We start from the raw sequence: 15,224 nt of genomic DNA on the forward strand, positions 1-15,224 counted from the left end.
GGGAAAATAAAAGACTCCTATAATCAAAGTAGGATGTGATGAAAAATGCTGAATTATCGAATTCGCCATTATTTAGAAGTCGCGTATATTATAAAGAATGAAAAGGTCCTTATCACTGAATTCCAGGCTTATTTTATGTTGTCTGACTATGAGCTTAAAAATGATTGGAAAAAACTGAAGGAGATGGAAAATTTCTTTGGCGTGCGGTTTTTGGATCACGGTGAATCGATAACATATAAAATTTTGAATCAAAGTATATTTAATCAAAAACAACAGCTCTGTGTAGAATTATATTACAGACATTATAATAATCCGCAGGCAGCGGTACATTTAATTCACTCAACAGTTATATCCTTAATGTTGCTAAGCTCTGGGCGGAGGGAAATATCTGTAGATCACATTGCTGCTGAGCTGAACTATTCGAAATCAAGCTTGCGCCGGTCGATCAAATGGGCTCGTGATTTCCTGGAAGGTTATAATATTAAAATTCAGAATGTTCCCCGTCATGGCCTGTACGTGACAGGGAACGAATTCTATCAGCGGTTATGCCTGGTTGCTCTGACCGGATTTGTGAATCCGCGGATTCTGATTGGTCTAAATAAGGACCTGATTTTTAATGAGGCGAATCCACAGTTAGCAGCACAAATTGAAAAAGTTATGCATCAGCTGTCACCCCAGGAAGTTCAGCTTTTTAGTACGAATAGCTTACGGATTATCAAGAACTATTTGATCATTAGTCAGAATCGAATTCACCGCGGATTTTTTATGAATTTATGGGAAGATCCAACGTTGGAAGTCTTGAAACAAACCTGGGAAGCAGCCCTTGCTAAAAAGCTGTTTCAAGAACTGGGGTCGTTGGATGAAATTACTTCAGAAGAAATCTCAGCACTGGCGATACTGATTCTAATTTTAAAAGAATATGTTGAAGTAGAAGAATCTGGTTATGAGAATTTTGCACTGCTGTTTGAAAATAAAACGAAAGAACTCACTCAGAAAATTCAGGACTTCTTTGAACATACCTTGCATTGTTCTATAAAAGAACCGTTATTCTTAGATGCTCTGCATAATTCTGTTTCGAAGTTAGTCTTGCGCGATCATTTTGAAATGCTTCGATTCAAAGCTTTTAATCTGAGCGGCAGAAGTTTTGCGATGAGTAAGGATCCATTACTTCTGGAAATGAAAGACGAATTACTGGCGCTTGTAAAACAGGAATTCCAGACCGAAATCCGCGAGTCGCAAATGGTCGAGGTAATGGATATTTTTCAGCGTTATATCCAGTCGCTGCCGCTGCAGTTTCAGCGCTGTCAGATTAAAATTATTTCCAGTTTAAGCCTGGTCGATAATATGCTTTTACGGGAGAATATTATCCGTTGCGTACCATCATCCTTATATGAATCAATTCAGATTATTAGCCGGGGCTCTGAAACAACAATGACGCCGAAGGAGAATGAAGTATATATTGTCGATCAGGTACTGCATTTAGGAAATCATCCACGGTTTTATGTATTAGACCAACATTTTGATGATATTCGTAATTTATCTCGGTTCATTCTTATGAACGGTCATGTTTCCACATCTGCGATTCAAAGTGTACAAAGCTGTGCATTTACCACAGTTAGTGAGATACCGGAGTGGGGGAATGCCAGTTCTAAATCGATTATTTGCAATGGAATTCAGTTTCAGTTGATTCCTGTGGAAAAACCATGTAATGCTGAATTATTCCTCTGTCAATACAGCTCATCACAACCATTACCGGACTCCCTAAAATCGCGTTCGATTGTCATAATAAAATATTATCCGACCCAAGCCAATCTGCGGCTGATCGATTCTTTGCTTGTTTTGCTGGCGAACGATGAACTGTTTTATGAAGATCTGAGAACTAATCCTGATTTGGGAACTCTTGATAGTTACTTAAGTCATTGGTTGTAATATAATTTAAGGTGTATTATTCTTAAATTAATAAACTGATTAACAGTTGAAATGAAACTTTTCAAGTTTTAGGTCTTTACGAAATCTAATTTTTTTAAATTGCGAATTAGAATGAAAAGTATAGAGATTGAAGTATTTTAGAGATAAAAAGATATTAAATTAAAAAATGAATGAAATCCATTTCTTAGTTGTGGTAAATATCGATTATAATAAAGAGGAATAATTAACCTGAGAGTTACATTATTCTGAAAGTAAAAAAATTAATGATTAAATTTTAACAATCATTGCAGAAAATAAGGCAGGAACAGATATGGATTACAATCAAATCTTAGCGAAAAGAATACAGGAATTATGCGAGTTAAAGCAGATCTCCCTCGAAATACTAAGTCAGAAAGCCAAGATCAGTGAGCGGACGCTGACGCGGATTGTCAGCGGTCTTTATAAAAATCCGGGAATGGTCACTATTTTCCGCATCGCTTATGCGTTGGATATGACGATGGCCGAGTTTCTTGATTTTCCGGAGATCAACGATTATGAGTTTTCAGAACCTGGGTGTGAAGACCCTGAATTATAATCCGGGGATTAAAGAATAGAAAAATGCCGGGAAAGGGGTTACAATACAACCAGGAGGTCTTTTATGAAAATCAGTGAAGTAATCCAAAAAATGAAAAAGTATCACCGCGGAATTGCCCAGGGGAAGCCGATCGACGACGCGACGACCCGCGACCAGATTCTCTATGGGAATCCGGATCAGGAATGCACAGGCATCGTAACGACGTGTTACGCTTCGGTTGATGTTATCCGCAAGGCCAATGCGTGCGGTGCCAATTTGATCATCAGTCATGAAGCGCTGTTCTGGAATCATGGCGATCATACCGACTGGCTGGAGGAAGCCCAGAATAAAACGTTTCTGGCAAAAAAGCAGCTGCTGGATGAAACCGGCATTGTCGTCTGGCGTGATCATGATTATATCCATTCCGGAATTCCGATGAACGGCGGTTATGTGGACGGGATTTTCCACGGCGTCATGGTCACTTTAGGCTGGGAAAAATATCTCAGCTGCGATCCGGCCCGGCCGATGATTTTTGAGATGCCGGAAACGCCCGTTAAGGAAATTGGACGTCAGATTATGGAGAAATTCCATCTGACTGGTTTAAAAATGCTGGGGAACACGGAGGCGAAGGTCAGGACAGTTGCGATTGCCAGCCATATCCTGGGCGGCGATAACGACATGATTACCCGGATCGACCAGGAAAACATCGACCTGTTGATCTCGATGGAACTGATCGACTTTACCGTCAGCGAATATATCCGTGACAGCGCGATGCTGGGGATGCCGAAGGCGATTCTGGCGGTCGGCCATTTCAATACGGAGGAACCGGGAATGGAATACATGGTCCATTATATTCCGGAAGCGCTGGGCGAAGCGATTCCTTGCCGTTATATCCAGTCCGGCGATATGTATGAATTCATGATCGCATAACCTGTCTAAATCTTTTCTCAACGATCTAAAGTCAGTTTCTTTCACATAAGAAAAGGATTTATCAAGAACTGAAGTCAGCTGTACAAAGGGCTGACTTTTTTTTGTGGAATTCAGAGTGCTGCTTTTTTTGAAGAAGAAAGCGAAACAAGACGGAAAGAGAGCGAACCTGGCGATGAAAAGAAATAAAAAGTATAAAGATATAGGAATATTGTTAAATGATTATACATATATAATGCTAGGATAGGGGGAGAAAGCGGGATGATTCTTAAAGAATAAAAGCAAACTGAATCATTATAATAACTTGATTAAATGATTACAAAACTGTCTATAAGAATAGTTTTAGTCATAACATCAGCGAAAATCCTACAAAAATCTACAATTTTATCTTGACGTAAGCGTATTCATGAAATATATTATGTATATACAAGAAATAAAATTATGAATATACAGGAGGAAAAATATGGAAAAACCTACGATGGCGGGATATATTCTTGACCAGGGCCGGGCGCTTCGTCAGTCGTTTGCCGAAAGAGCCTGCTTCGTCGATCCAATGATTAAATTATTCCAAAACCAGGATATCCGGAAAGTTTACTTTCTGGGGTCAGGAACAAGCTATCACGCAGCGCTGAGCTTTAAAAACTGGTTTGAGAAGTATCTGAAGGTGGAAGCGGAAGTCGTGATTCCGACGGTGTTTACGAATTATACGCAGATCAATAACAACGCGATCTATCAGCCGCGGCAGATTCTGGTCGTCGGCATCAGTCAGTCAGGCACCAGCGTTTCCACCGTGGAAGCGATGCGCAAAGCTAAAAATGCGGGCTACTTTACCGTTGCGCTGACGGAAGCGTTATCCAGCCTGATCACCCGCGAAGTCGACGTCGTCGTACCGTTAACCTGCGGCAAGGAAGAAATCCCGATCGAAACCCGCGGCTACATCATCACGCTGCTGACCGGCTATCTGTGGGCGGTTGAAATCGCCTCGGCGCTGGGTCAGCTGGAGAAAGCGCAAAGTGAAGAGAAACTAAAGGAAGCGGAAACGATGCTCGAACATTTCGATGCCTTGATCGAAGAAGTCCAGCAATGGATTGATCGCAATCAACCGGAACTGCTGAACATGAAAAAGGGGCATATCGCCGCTTATGGAACAAATTATCCGACCGCGCTGGAAGGCGTTCTGAAAATGTATGAAACCTTCCACAAGCCGCTGAGCGCCTATGAATTGGAGGAACTGATTCACGGGCCGCAGATGGCATTCGACGATCAAACCTACCTGTATTTCATCGCAAGCAATGAAGTTGAACGATCACGGATTCCGCTGTTTCTGGACTGGATCCGGGAGAATGAAGTGACCGAGCACGTCTTTGTGTTCTATGCTGATCAACAAGCGACAAATCCAAAGGATCTGCATTTCCGCAGTCCGATCGCGCCCGACTTAAGTCCGCTGGCCTTCGTTGTTCCCTTCCAGCTGATGGCGGCCCGCAATTGTGAAGCGATCGGCTACGACACCAGCGTCTACCCGCCGAAACGCCGGGCGTTCGCTCATAAGAAACCGGAGGAACAAGCATGAATCAATTTCTGATCGCCACTCATTCCACGCTCGCCGAAGGGCTGGCCAACGCGATTCATTTCTTCAACAGCGACGCCGCTAACATTCATTATATCAACGCCTATGTCGAGGATAATGAATTTGAAAAAGCGCTGCGCGCTAAGCTGGCGGCAATGGAGCCGGGCAACCTTGTCATTCTGACCGATCTGGCCGGAGGCAGCGTGAATCAGATCGCTGCGAAGCTGATGCGGGAAATCCCGTTTGTGCTGGTCACCGGCGTCAACTTTCCGTTAGTGCTGGAAATGGTTTATCAGAGCGAAGACATTACACCGGAGCTGGCTGCGCAGATCGTGGAGCGTGCAAGAGCGGAAATGATGTGCATGAACACGCTGAACGCTGAAGCGGAAGAAGCAGATCTAACCGAGGACGACGAGCTGTAAGCAAAATCATTGAGGTAATGACCTGAACTGAATCAGGCGTTATAAAAAGGAAAGGAGGATTTTATGATTATTTTAGTCAGAGCGGACGACCGGTTAATTCACGGCATGGTGGCTGTGTCCTGGACTTCCGCAATCAAGCCGGAAACGATTCTGGTAGCCAACGACGAGGCGGCAGGGGACAGCTTTAAAGCCGCAACGATGAAGCTGGCCAAACCGGCCGGCGTCAAACTGATCATCAAGACCCGCGACGATTCGATCAAGGCGCTGAACAATCCGATCAACGACCGGAAGAAAATATTCCTGGTCACGGAAACCGTCGAAGATGCCTGCTACATCTGGGAACGCGTCAAGGGGATCGCCAAGCTCAACATCGGCACAGCCGGCGTCAACAAGAAGCCGGGCGAAGACTACATTCCGACGCTGCCGCAGGTCTTCATGACGCAGAAGGAATTTGAATGCGCCAAGAAAATGGCCGACGCCGGTGTGGAAGTCTTTGCGCAGATCACACCGTCTCAGGACCGCATGAACTTCAAAGACATTGAAAAAATATTTGCCAAATAAAAAATTATAAGGAGGGCAAAAACTTATGCTTCAGGGATTCTTAGTCGCGCTCGTCGCAACCTTGATCTACATGGAAAGCCGCATCGGCGGTCAGCACATGCTGGACCGGCCAATTCTCATCGGCCCGATCGTCGGCCTGATCATGGGGGATTTCACCATGGGCTTAATCATCGGCGGCAATCTGGAACTGGTCTGGATGGGCTTAGTTGGTATCGGAACATCCACACCGCCGGATGTCGTTGTCGGCAGTGCGCTCGCCACTGCGCTGGCAATCAAAACCGGCGCTTCCTACGAAACCACACTGGCCCTGGCGATTCCGATCGCACTGCTGGCTCAGGTCGGCTCCATCGGCGTCTGCATCCTCAACACCACCTTCGCGCACCGCGCTGACAAATGCGCCGACAAGGGCGACTGGAAGGGCGTTGAAATGTCCAACTGGATGGGCAGCGCGCTGTACTTCGTCTTCAAATTCACGATGATTTTCTTAGGCTTCTTAATCGGCGGCGACGTCATCACGGCGATCGTCAACAACATTCCGGCCGTTATCCAGTCCGGTTTGGCTCAGTCCGGCAACCTGCTTCCGGCGTTAGGAATCGCGATGTTGATTCAGCTGACCTTTGACAAGAAGTTCGCGGCGTTCTTATTCCTGGGCTTCGCTTTAGTCGCTTTCTTCAACGTCAGCACGATTGCCGCAGCGGTGATCGGCGTAATCTGCGCTTATGTTTACTACCAGTTCGCTCCGAGCGGCAAGTCCGGCTCCATGAGCGCCAGCGATGAAAGTGAGGAACTGTAAGATGACGATCGGCATGAAGAAATTAAGCTCGAAAACCTTAAAGAAAGTTTATAATCGTCACTATCAATTATTGGGATGCTTCAACTATGAACGTCAGATGTCGACAGGCTACGCCTGGACGATGATGCCCGCTATCCGCGAGCTGTACGGCGAGGATGAAGCGAAGATGAAGGCCGGCGTCAAACGCCACCTGGAATTCTTCAACTGCGCGACCACACCGAGTCCATTTATCATCGGGATCACCTGCGCGATGGAGGAACAGTGCGCCAGCGCTCCGGACGGTGAATTTGACGTCGCTTCGATCAACTCCGTCAAGGCAGCTCTGATGGGACCGTTAGCCGGCATCGGTGACAGCTTCTTCTGGGGCACCTTCCGCGTCATCGGCGTCGGTGTCGGCGCGCCGTTAGCGGTCGCCGGCAACATCTTAGGCCCGATCCTGTATTTCCTGATCAACTTTATTCCATCGGAAATCGTCCGCCGCGTCGGCTTCAAAATCGGTTATGAAGGCGGCAGCGAATTCCTGACCCGGATCTCCGAAGACGGCACGCTGAACAAGCTGACGGAAGCCGCCCGCATCATGGGTCTGGTCGTTATCGGCGCGATGATGGCTTCCATGGTCAACGTCAATCTGGTTACGGTGCTGAACATCAACGGGGCGCAGGTTGTCCTGCAGGAGATCTTTGACGCAATCTGTCCGAAGATTCTGCCGCTGGGTCTGACCTTCGCGTGCTACTGGGGCTTACAGAAACGCTATTCCGGCACGGTCATCATGATCGCCCTGCTGGTTCTGGGCGTTGTGGCTGTCGCTTTGGGTCTGTTGTAATCGAATGAAACAGGGGTGAAACGGAATGAAAAAACAAGAAGTGCTGGAAAGTCTGAAAGACGGCTTAATCGTTTCCTGCCAGGCGGTGCCGGAGGAACCTCATTATATGGAAGGCATCACCGTCAAATTCGCGGAGTGCGCGGCCTGGGCAGGAGCGAAAGGCATTCGCGCGAATTCCCCGGAGGATATCCGGGCGATCAAGGCGCAGGTCGATCTGCCGGTCATCGGAATCTGGAAAATTAACCGCAATGTGAAGGACGTTTATTTAACACCGAATCTGGAAGCGGCGAAAGCGGTATGGGAAGCCGGCGCGGAGATCATCGCCGTGCAGGCGACGCATCACTACCGCGACGATGGCAAGCTGGCGTATGAAACAATCCGGGAAATCAAGGAAAACATTCCGGAAGCGCTGATCTTCGCTGATGTCAGCACTGCGGAGGACGCGCGGATCGCTGCGGAAATGGGTGCGGATTTCGTCGCCCCAACCTTAGCCGGGTATACGAAAGCCGGCGCCTTCGACAAGCTGGAAATCAAGGACGCTCCGGATTATATTCTGCTTCGGGATATCGTCGATGCCGTTAAAGGCACCGGTGCCCGCGTCATCATGGAGGGCAAGGTGGCCACACCGGAGATCGCGGTCCAGTGCCTGTATATGGGCGCGTACGCCGTCGTTGTCGGCAACGCGATCACGCGTCCGCACATCACGGCCAAACGATTTGCCCGGGCGCTGAACCGGTTCCATGACTAACCCGATTCTCTGGATCACGCTGCTGTGTTTGTTTGGCAGCGTGATCTATAAAAAATGGGTGAGCGAGAAAGCGCTGCGGAAGCTGTATACGTTCAAAATGAAACAGGATACGGACAGCTTTCTCAAACTGCTCGATTCCCCTTACTGCAAGTTTAATTTTTCCAAGGTGTCGCTGTTGATGATGAAGCTGAACTATTTTATTGATCTGCAGGATCATGATCAGGTTCGCGCGACCTACGCGCAGTTTGCTTCGCTGAAGATGAACGCGGATGAAAAGATCGCGCTTGATTCCCGGATGTTCGGCTACGCTCTGCAATTTCGCGACCGCGCGCTGGCCGAGACCTGCCGCGACCAGCTGATGCCGTTGTTAAACGGGAAAAAGGGGCAGAAAGCGGAACTGATCCGTGGGGAAGTGGAACAGCTTGACCGCATTTACATCCAGAAAGACACCACGTTAATCCAGGAGCTGACCGAGGCGCTGCCGGAATGTGAAAACGACGAAATCAAGTCGCTGATCGCTTTCCGTCTGGCTAAACTTTACCATTATGAGAACCAGCCGGAACAGGTAGAGATTTACCTGAACCAGGCAATGCGGTATACTAATAATGATAAGAATAGAAAATCGCTGATGGCGATGATCAGCGATCCCTCGGAGCTGGATTAAATGAATAAATATGAACAAATAATTAATTACTACCGTCAACAGATCGTCGATAAAGTGCTCAAGCCGGGCGATCAACTACCCAACGAAATTGAAATTGCGCAGGCGTTTAAGGTCTCGCGCATGACCGCGAACAAGGCCCTGAATATTCTGGCCCAGGAAGGCTGTATCCGCCGGGTCAAGGGACAGGGCAGCTTTGTCGACAACCAACAGATCGTCAAGGCGATCGGAAACCTGACGAGTTTTACTGACGACATCACGAAGATGGGGCAGAAACCGGGCGCGATTCTGATTGAATATCGGATCGAGCGGGCCGATAAACTGCCGAAGCTGATGGAAAAAATGAAGCTGAGTCCGGACGATGCGATTCATTACATCGTGCGCATCCGCACGGCGGATGAAACGCCGATCGCAATCAGCTATACCTATTTGTCGCAGAAATACATGTCGAGCGTGGACTTGCGGAAGATCGAAGGCTCGGTCTATCAGATCATGCAGGAAAACGGCGCGCAGTTTAAGTACAGCGACGGCGAGATGACGGCGATGATGCCGACAGAAGAAGAAAAGCGGTTGTTGAAAATCAAGGATGTGGCGTTATTGCGCAACATCACCTGGATGTACGACCAGGACGACGATCTGATCGAATACACGGAAATGCTGTATATCGGCTCCCGTTATAACTATTACTACCGGACAGTCAATCAATAAGGAGGCTAATTCATGACGGAAAAAAACTGGGATATGTACCAGTATATCCTGGAATCCAAGCCGGCGGTGCGCAACATCGTCGAGCACCAGGATGAAATATTCAAAGAAGCGCTGGATTACTGCGCAGACGGCACGATTGAACAGATCTATGTCGTCGGCTCAGGTACATCCTATCACGGCGCGCTGGCTTGTAAAAAGCTGCTTGAGGATGTGCTGAAGGTTAAGGTCTTTGCCAGCTATCCGATGCAGTTTAAGGACAATGAACTGATTCTGAACCCGCATACGCTGGTCATTGGAATTTCCCAGGCCGGCCGCAGTTCATCCACGATCGCGGCGCTGGATAAAGCGCGGAGTCTGGGCTTAAAGACGATTGTCGTTACCGGCGAGGCCGGCAAGCCGGTCAGCGATCATGCGGACGTCACAATATTGCTGGCGATCGGCATGGAATATGCCGGTCCGAAGACCAAGGGGTATATCGGCACAATGGCGACGATTATGCTTCTGGGCATGAAGCTGGCGGTGCGGTTAGGCCGGATTTCAGAAGAAGAGAAAATGCGGTTAACGGAACAGATGGTGAAAACCTGCGACAACATTCCGGAAATTGCGGAACAGGCGAGCCAATGGTATCTGCGCAATAAGGAAGATCTGCTTCCTTGCCGCCGGATGATTCTGGTGGGCTATGAAAGCTGCATCTCGGCCATGATGGAAGGCACGCTGAAAATTCTGGAAGCGGTGCGTTACAGCGTCGTCGGCTACGAGCAGGAAGAATTCATGCACGGCGTATATCATTCGATTCACGAAGACACGACGATGGTTTATCTGGCTTGCCCGGGGCAGTATTTTGAACGCTGTCTGCGGATGCGGGATTATTTCGCCCGCGAGCGGCATAACCCGAACTATGTGATCACTTCGGATGCTTCCCAGGCTGAGGATCTGCATAATTTCGTTTATCCGTTTGTCAATGATCCGTATTTCGCAACGATGGAGTATATTGTGCCGCTGCAGGTGCTGGCGAGAAAATTATCGCTGGATCTGGGCATAGACTGCAACGTTGCCAGCGATCCTGATTTCCACAAAAAGATGGGCAGCTATACTTACTAGATCGTTTTCCTCCCTTTCCTCGAATCCAGGAAGTGAAAAGCTGCGGCTGCCAAAGGATCATTTTCGGCAGAAAGTTCAATAAAAAAGCGTTGTCCTTGAAGGCAGCGCTTTTCATATAGAATGAGCAGGTTCCGATTCATTTTATTTCCGGTTTTGCAGTTAAACCATCGCTGATTGTCTGGCTTCAATATACAGATCAATATCTTCAACAATATACTTTTCTCCGGTTGTATGCAAAGCTTCAAAACAAGAATAAATGTAATCCCATACACGGTATTTTGTGAACAATTCAGAAACCTGTCTGCCGGTTAAGCCTTTTGCGGATTTATACCTTTCGATACAATAGATTAAAAAATTACCTTCTTTACTCATCATCATGCCTCCTCTGGGAATGTGAATGTGCCTGTCTTTTTTTCTTCATCGAACATATTGAACAAAGTCAGCGCACTCAAATGCCACAACTTCGTATCTTCCTGCTCCAGAAAAGAATATACCTGAGAGTCATAAAATTCTTTAGAGGCAGTAACTTCATCAAACGGGTAATTCTCAGTGATCAGGTGGACTACCTGCGGAACAAGAAGTATGAGCATCGCTTCAAATTTCTGCTTTTCCATTAAAATTCCTCCTCCGGTATTGTGCCCATAAACTTTAAGTAGCTTAACGCTTTTCCTGAGGTGAGTACTAACTGATTATACAGCTTTTTGATTTTAAGAGCCTCCAAGGTCTGTTCCTTAGTCAATGCTCCAGCGGTATAAAGGGTAAATGTGGTGTAAACATTATCGTTAGCAACAGGCCCCAGGATAAAGTCAAATGTTTCTCCTGCATAGTTGCCTGATCTGTTATCTGATACAAAATCAAGCCATGCTTCGTCAGCGGTATCAAACCGTAAAATGGAACATTCTGTAAAGGCTTTCTGTTCGTCAATCTCATAAATATTGACGATTCTGCCACCGTCTTTTCTTCGTTTATAAACCTTATCCGCAAAGCCTATAGCTTGCTTTTTATTTGTAGTGGTATAGAAACCAAAACCAAAATCTAGAAACCGATTCTGCTGAATCAGCTTCGGTTCAGAAACGACTACATTACTTCCGTGATACAAAATCATAGATTACCCTCCAATACTTTTGCCGCAAGTTTTTGTTCTTCTAGCAGCGATTTAATCATTGTTTCAATATGACGACGTCTGTCAATCTGTTGTTTCAGTTTTTCGATTTCTTTTTTTCCGATGTACTTGGAAATAATCTTTTTTCCAGCTCGGTATTTTAGGTAGTAGTACGTATTGCCTTTAACCTGTTTTTCAGAAATTGTACCCTTTGGCAATTCGGCAAGAGCCTTCTGATATTTTACCAGCATATAATCAATTCGTTGCTTTTCTTGCTGCACTGTACTTATCATAAGATTCATTCTTGTCACCTATCTACATTATACCCAACATTATGCAAATAAATCAATAAATGTTGGGTAAATCTGGTGCGAATACTTTTTTGGAATATCAATCCTATTATTTTTTTACCTTGCATTCAACAGTCTCCTTTACTCGATGATTTTTTTTTGTCTTTCCAAGCTGGAAAAGGAATGAATAAACAACGACAAACGCTCACTCGCTTTTAAAATAAGGCTTTTTCCATTTATCATTATTACACCGTGACGGTATTTCCATATCCCTGAACTTGATCGTTATTATTTTACATAAGAAGTCATGATGATGTTTTTCGTAAGAAAAAGCAGGCGATCTCTCAGCCTGCTTATCCTGAAACTATCTTTGCCAGCTTATCCCATCGGGAAGAAACCGACCGCCGTTAATAAAATGCCTAAGCCTAACAAAAGGAATAACAGCTTGTTGACGCTGACGCCTTTCTGGATGTAATGATAAACAACGACGGATAAGACCAACGGCAGTAAATTCGGCATGATGCTGTTGAGAACATCCGCCAGAATGAACGAACCGCCGCCCATGTTCAGCTCCAGGGAAACCGGCACCGCGACGATCGCCGGCACCAGTCCGCCGATGACGACCAGACCCAGAATCTTTGCGGCCTCCGTCACTTTTTCAAGAGTGCCGTCAGCCTGGATTTTCGCTAAGAATTCCCGGCCGCCCTGATATCCCAGCTTAAAGCCATAGACGCGGGTCAAGGTCGACGGCAGTAAATTCAACACCAGATACAGCACGACCCCGAGCAGATTGCCGGCCGCCGCCAGCGGAGCGCCGATCCCGCAGGCGATTACCCGGAACGTCCCCCAGAAGAAGCTGTCACCGATCCCGGCCAGCGGCCCCATCAAAGCGATCTTGACGGAACTGATCGACTGCGGATCAAATGTACCTTCCGGAGCGTTGGCGTATTCTTCTTCCATCGCGCAGGTGATGCCCAGACAAAACGGTACGAAAGCGCAGGTTGTATTAAACATAACGTTGTGCCGGATCAGGGCTTCTTTCAGATCTTCCGGATCCGGATAGAGTTTCTGCAGCGCCGGAAGCAGGGCGCGCATGTAGGAAATCCCTTGCTGCTTATCGTAGGTATAACACCCCAGCGCCTGATAGGAACGCCAGAATACCTTATTCAATTCCTTTTTTGATAATTGAACCGGATTTGTCATGATTAGTCGTCCTCCTCTGCTCTCGGTTTAAATTGATAATAGATGTATGCGCAGACCAATCCTGTCAGTGCGACGCCCATCGTGCCCATTCCCAGATAGGTTGGAAGCAGGAAGCCCAGCGCAAAGAAGCCGGCATATTTCCAATCAAACGTAAATTTCAGCAGAATACCGATGCCGATCGCAGGCAGGAGCTTGCTGGCATTGGTCAGACCGTAGCGGACGACGCCCGGAATGGAATCGATGACCGCCTGGATTGCGACGGATCCGGCCATAAAGCCCAGCGCGATAACGACAAAGTAAACGACGAAATAAATGATGCCCCCGCCGATGCCTGTCCACCAGATCATCTTGGTATCACAGTTTTCCACCGCTTTGTTCGTCAAGGAAGACAGAACGGCTGAGTTCACCGACGAGATAAACGTATTCATAACGCTGGCCAGCAGCGCGACCGGGATTGCCAGTGCGACACCTTCCTCGACGGTCAGACCGCTGGTGATGACCAGCGCCGAGGCCAGCACGCTGCCGCTGACAACCTCTGTCGGTGCAGCACCGATCTGAACGACACCGGCCCAGATCAGCTCCAGTGTACCGCCGATGATGACGCCTTGCTTTAAATCCCCTAACAAAAGTCCGACGAGCGTACACAGCCAGATCGGCCGCGCGATCATCTGCTGCCCGAACCAGGATTGTTCGATCCGTCCGTAACCTGCGACAAGACCGACGAGAATAGCTTGTAAAATCATACTCTTTTCTCCTTCTTATTCAAATTTTTTAGCGAAATCCGTAAAATCGACTGCCGGCATTTGCGGAGTGATCTGTGCGAACACCTCGACACCCTGATCATGAATGCGTTTCAGACACGCGAATTCTTCCGGGGAGGCAAAGACGCCGTCGCTGATCTCCACTTTTCCTTCGGTTACCCGCCCCTTTGTGCCGTCGACTTCAGGGCCGACATTGACGCGGCGAATCTCCGGACATTGGCTGACGAGCGCTTCCGCATCGGCGATGGTGCCGACCGTGATAAAGATTTTCTTCGCTTTGTATTTCGGTCCGTTCAAGCGGTCAACCGCCTTGGCCAGCGTCCAGACATACATGTCCACATTGGCCGGCTTGGCCAGCTTTAACGTCATTGTGTGAAAACTGTCGTTGGCCGCCGCATCATTGGCGACGACTAAAACATTGGGTTTGAGTTCCCCGACCCAGGTCACCGCGACCATGCCGTGAACCAGCCGTCCGTCGACGCGTAATAAACTGATCATATTGATTTTCTTCCTTTCTAGTCGTCGTCTTCCCCGCCGCTGGTCAATAAGTCGTTCATGTAACAGGTTTGACGGCAGGCGTTGGCGATGATTTCTTTTAACTGCGACGCATCCAGATCGGTTTCCGTGAAAGCACACTCCAGAATCATCGCTAAATTCATGCCGGTGATCAGATGGAAGGCGTGATCCCGCAGGTTTTTGAAAAAGATCTGATTGACGGAACCGCCGTACAGATCGGTAAAGACAATGCAGTTTTGCCCGGCACATTCCCGCAGGATCTGTTCAGCCTTATCCTCAAAGCCGGTTTCCTGAGCGGTTTGTTCAAGAATGATGATGTTTCGTGCGCCGAAAAATTCCAGCGTTTCCTTCATGCCCGCCGCAAGCCGGCCATGGGCGGCGATGATAATTTGATTCATTCGATGTTTTTTCCCCCTTTCAATGGATGAAACTGGATGAGAGCTGCCTGATTTAAATTCAGTATAATCTATAAATATATATTTGTAAATATAAAAATATCAAAAATATATATTAAAAATTGAGACCCTAAATGATTACACCCCTAATATATGACAGATTT

General features: G+C 47.3%; 20 protein-coding genes. 12 read left to right on the forward strand and 8 right to left on the reverse strand.

The features are described 5' to 3' along the window. The first annotated feature begins 45 nt into the window (after positions 1 to 45). The 12 genes from DWY25_RS07330 to DWY25_RS07385 all read left to right on the forward strand — a co-directional run bounded on the left by DWY25_RS07330 (position 46) and on the right by DWY25_RS07385 (position 10,793). Complete coding sequence (locus DWY25_RS07330) at positions 46 to 1,929, forward strand: helix-turn-helix domain-containing protein (protein WP_117894689.1); 1,884 nt, start codon at positions 46 to 48, stop codon at positions 1,927 to 1,929. Between the two features lie 310 nt (positions 1,930 to 2,239). Continuing rightward, a complete protein-coding gene (locus tag DWY25_RS07335) occupies positions 2,240 to 2,503 on the forward strand; it encodes a helix-turn-helix domain-containing protein (RefSeq protein WP_117894690.1) in 264 nt (87 codons plus the stop codon). A gap of 63 nt (positions 2,504 to 2,566) precedes the next feature. Continuing rightward, positions 2,567 to 3,412 carry a Nif3-like dinuclear metal center hexameric protein gene (locus DWY25_RS07340; protein WP_117894691.1) on the forward strand — a complete coding sequence of 282 codons (846 nt, stop codon included), beginning with the start codon at positions 2,567 to 2,569 and terminating at the stop codon, positions 3,410 to 3,412. Between the two features lie 460 nt (positions 3,413 to 3,872). Then, positions 3,873 to 4,979: an SIS domain-containing protein gene (locus tag DWY25_RS07345; RefSeq protein WP_117894692.1), complete on the forward strand. Its 1,107-nt coding sequence runs from the start codon at positions 3,873 to 3,875 to the stop codon at positions 4,977 to 4,979. After that, positions 4,976 to 5,398, forward strand: a complete 423-nt coding sequence (locus DWY25_RS07350) for a PTS sugar transporter subunit IIA (RefSeq protein ID WP_117894693.1) — start codon at positions 4,976 to 4,978, stop codon at positions 5,396 to 5,398. The genes DWY25_RS07345 and DWY25_RS07350 overlap by 4 nt, the downstream gene beginning before the upstream one ends. Positions 5,399 to 5,461: 63 nt before the next feature. Next, on the forward strand, positions 5,462 to 5,959 hold the full coding sequence (locus tag DWY25_RS07355) for a PTS sugar transporter subunit IIB (RefSeq protein WP_072685449.1): 498 nt from the start codon (positions 5,462 to 5,464) through the stop codon (positions 5,957 to 5,959). 25 nt (positions 5,960 to 5,984) lie between these two features. Further along, on the forward strand, positions 5,985 to 6,752 hold the full coding sequence (locus DWY25_RS07360; RefSeq protein ID WP_006057918.1) for a PTS mannose/fructose/sorbose/N-acetylgalactosamine transporter subunit IIC: 768 nt from the start codon (positions 5,985 to 5,987) through the stop codon (positions 6,750 to 6,752). Beyond that, positions 6,733 to 7,575 carry a PTS system mannose/fructose/sorbose family transporter subunit IID gene (locus DWY25_RS07365; protein ID WP_117894694.1) on the forward strand — a complete coding sequence of 281 codons (843 nt, stop codon included), beginning with the start codon at positions 6,733 to 6,735 and terminating at the stop codon, positions 7,573 to 7,575. The genes DWY25_RS07360 and DWY25_RS07365 overlap by 20 nt, the downstream gene beginning before the upstream one ends. 25 nt (positions 7,576 to 7,600) lie before the next feature. Next, positions 7,601 to 8,323, forward strand: coding sequence for an N-acetylmannosamine-6-phosphate 2-epimerase (locus DWY25_RS07370; protein WP_006057916.1), 723 nt, complete (start codon positions 7,601 to 7,603; stop codon positions 8,321 to 8,323). Continuing rightward, positions 8,316 to 8,987 (forward strand): hypothetical protein, encoded by a 672-nt coding sequence (locus DWY25_RS07375; RefSeq protein WP_117894695.1) that lies wholly within the window; start codon positions 8,316 to 8,318, stop codon positions 8,985 to 8,987. The genes DWY25_RS07370 and DWY25_RS07375 overlap by 8 nt, the downstream gene beginning before the upstream one ends. Then, positions 8,988 to 9,692 (forward strand): GntR family transcriptional regulator, encoded by a 705-nt coding sequence (locus tag DWY25_RS07380; RefSeq protein WP_072685451.1) that lies wholly within the window; start codon positions 8,988 to 8,990, stop codon positions 9,690 to 9,692. 12 nt (positions 9,693 to 9,704) lie between these two features. After that, complete coding sequence (locus DWY25_RS07385) at positions 9,705 to 10,793, forward strand: SIS domain-containing protein (RefSeq protein WP_117894696.1); 1,089 nt, start codon at positions 9,705 to 9,707, stop codon at positions 10,791 to 10,793. Between the two features lie 159 nt (positions 10,794 to 10,952). Here DWY25_RS07385 and DWY25_RS07390 read toward each other — a convergent pair whose 3' ends face one another. From DWY25_RS07390 to DWY25_RS07425, 8 genes are all read right to left on the reverse strand, one after another. Further along, complete coding sequence (locus DWY25_RS07390) at positions 10,953 to 11,165, reverse strand: DUF3791 domain-containing protein (RefSeq protein WP_039863790.1); 213 nt, start codon at positions 11,163 to 11,165, stop codon at positions 10,953 to 10,955. A gap of 2 nt (positions 11,166 to 11,167) precedes the next feature. Then, positions 11,168 to 11,407, reverse strand: a complete 240-nt coding sequence (locus DWY25_RS07395; protein WP_006057910.1) for a hypothetical protein — start codon at positions 11,405 to 11,407, stop codon at positions 11,168 to 11,170. Beyond that, entirely contained in the window at positions 11,407 to 11,898 is a 492-nt protein-coding gene (locus tag DWY25_RS07400; RefSeq protein ID WP_117894697.1) for a DUF3990 domain-containing protein, read from the reverse strand. The genes DWY25_RS07395 and DWY25_RS07400 overlap by 1 nt, the downstream gene beginning before the upstream one ends. Continuing rightward, positions 11,895 to 12,188, reverse strand: coding sequence for a DUF6788 family protein (locus DWY25_RS07405; RefSeq protein WP_147336672.1), 294 nt, complete (start codon positions 12,186 to 12,188; stop codon positions 11,895 to 11,897). The genes DWY25_RS07400 and DWY25_RS07405 overlap by 4 nt, the downstream gene beginning before the upstream one ends. 375 nt (positions 12,189 to 12,563) lie before the next feature. Next, positions 12,564 to 13,388, reverse strand: a complete 825-nt coding sequence (locus DWY25_RS07410) for a PTS system mannose/fructose/sorbose family transporter subunit IID (protein ID WP_006057906.1) — start codon at positions 13,386 to 13,388, stop codon at positions 12,564 to 12,566. 2 nt (positions 13,389 to 13,390) lie between these two features. Continuing rightward, positions 13,391 to 14,131 carry a PTS mannose/fructose/sorbose/N-acetylgalactosamine transporter subunit IIC gene (locus DWY25_RS07415; RefSeq protein ID WP_006057905.1) on the reverse strand — a complete coding sequence of 247 codons (741 nt, stop codon included), beginning with the start codon at positions 14,129 to 14,131 and terminating at the stop codon, positions 13,391 to 13,393. A 15-nt stretch (positions 14,132 to 14,146) separates the two neighbouring features. Then, complete coding sequence (locus DWY25_RS07420) at positions 14,147 to 14,647, reverse strand: PTS sugar transporter subunit IIB (RefSeq protein WP_117894699.1); 501 nt, start codon at positions 14,645 to 14,647, stop codon at positions 14,147 to 14,149. Positions 14,648 to 14,664: 17 nt separating this feature from the next. Further along, complete coding sequence (locus DWY25_RS07425) at positions 14,665 to 15,063, reverse strand: PTS sugar transporter subunit IIA (RefSeq protein ID WP_117894700.1); 399 nt, start codon at positions 15,061 to 15,063, stop codon at positions 14,665 to 14,667. Positions 15,064 to 15,224: the final 161 nt, after the last annotated feature.

Source organism: Holdemania filiformis (assembly GCF_003459085.1).
Taxonomy (GTDB): domain Bacteria; phylum Bacillota_I; class Bacilli_A; order Erysipelotrichales; family Erysipelotrichaceae; genus Holdemania; species Holdemania filiformis.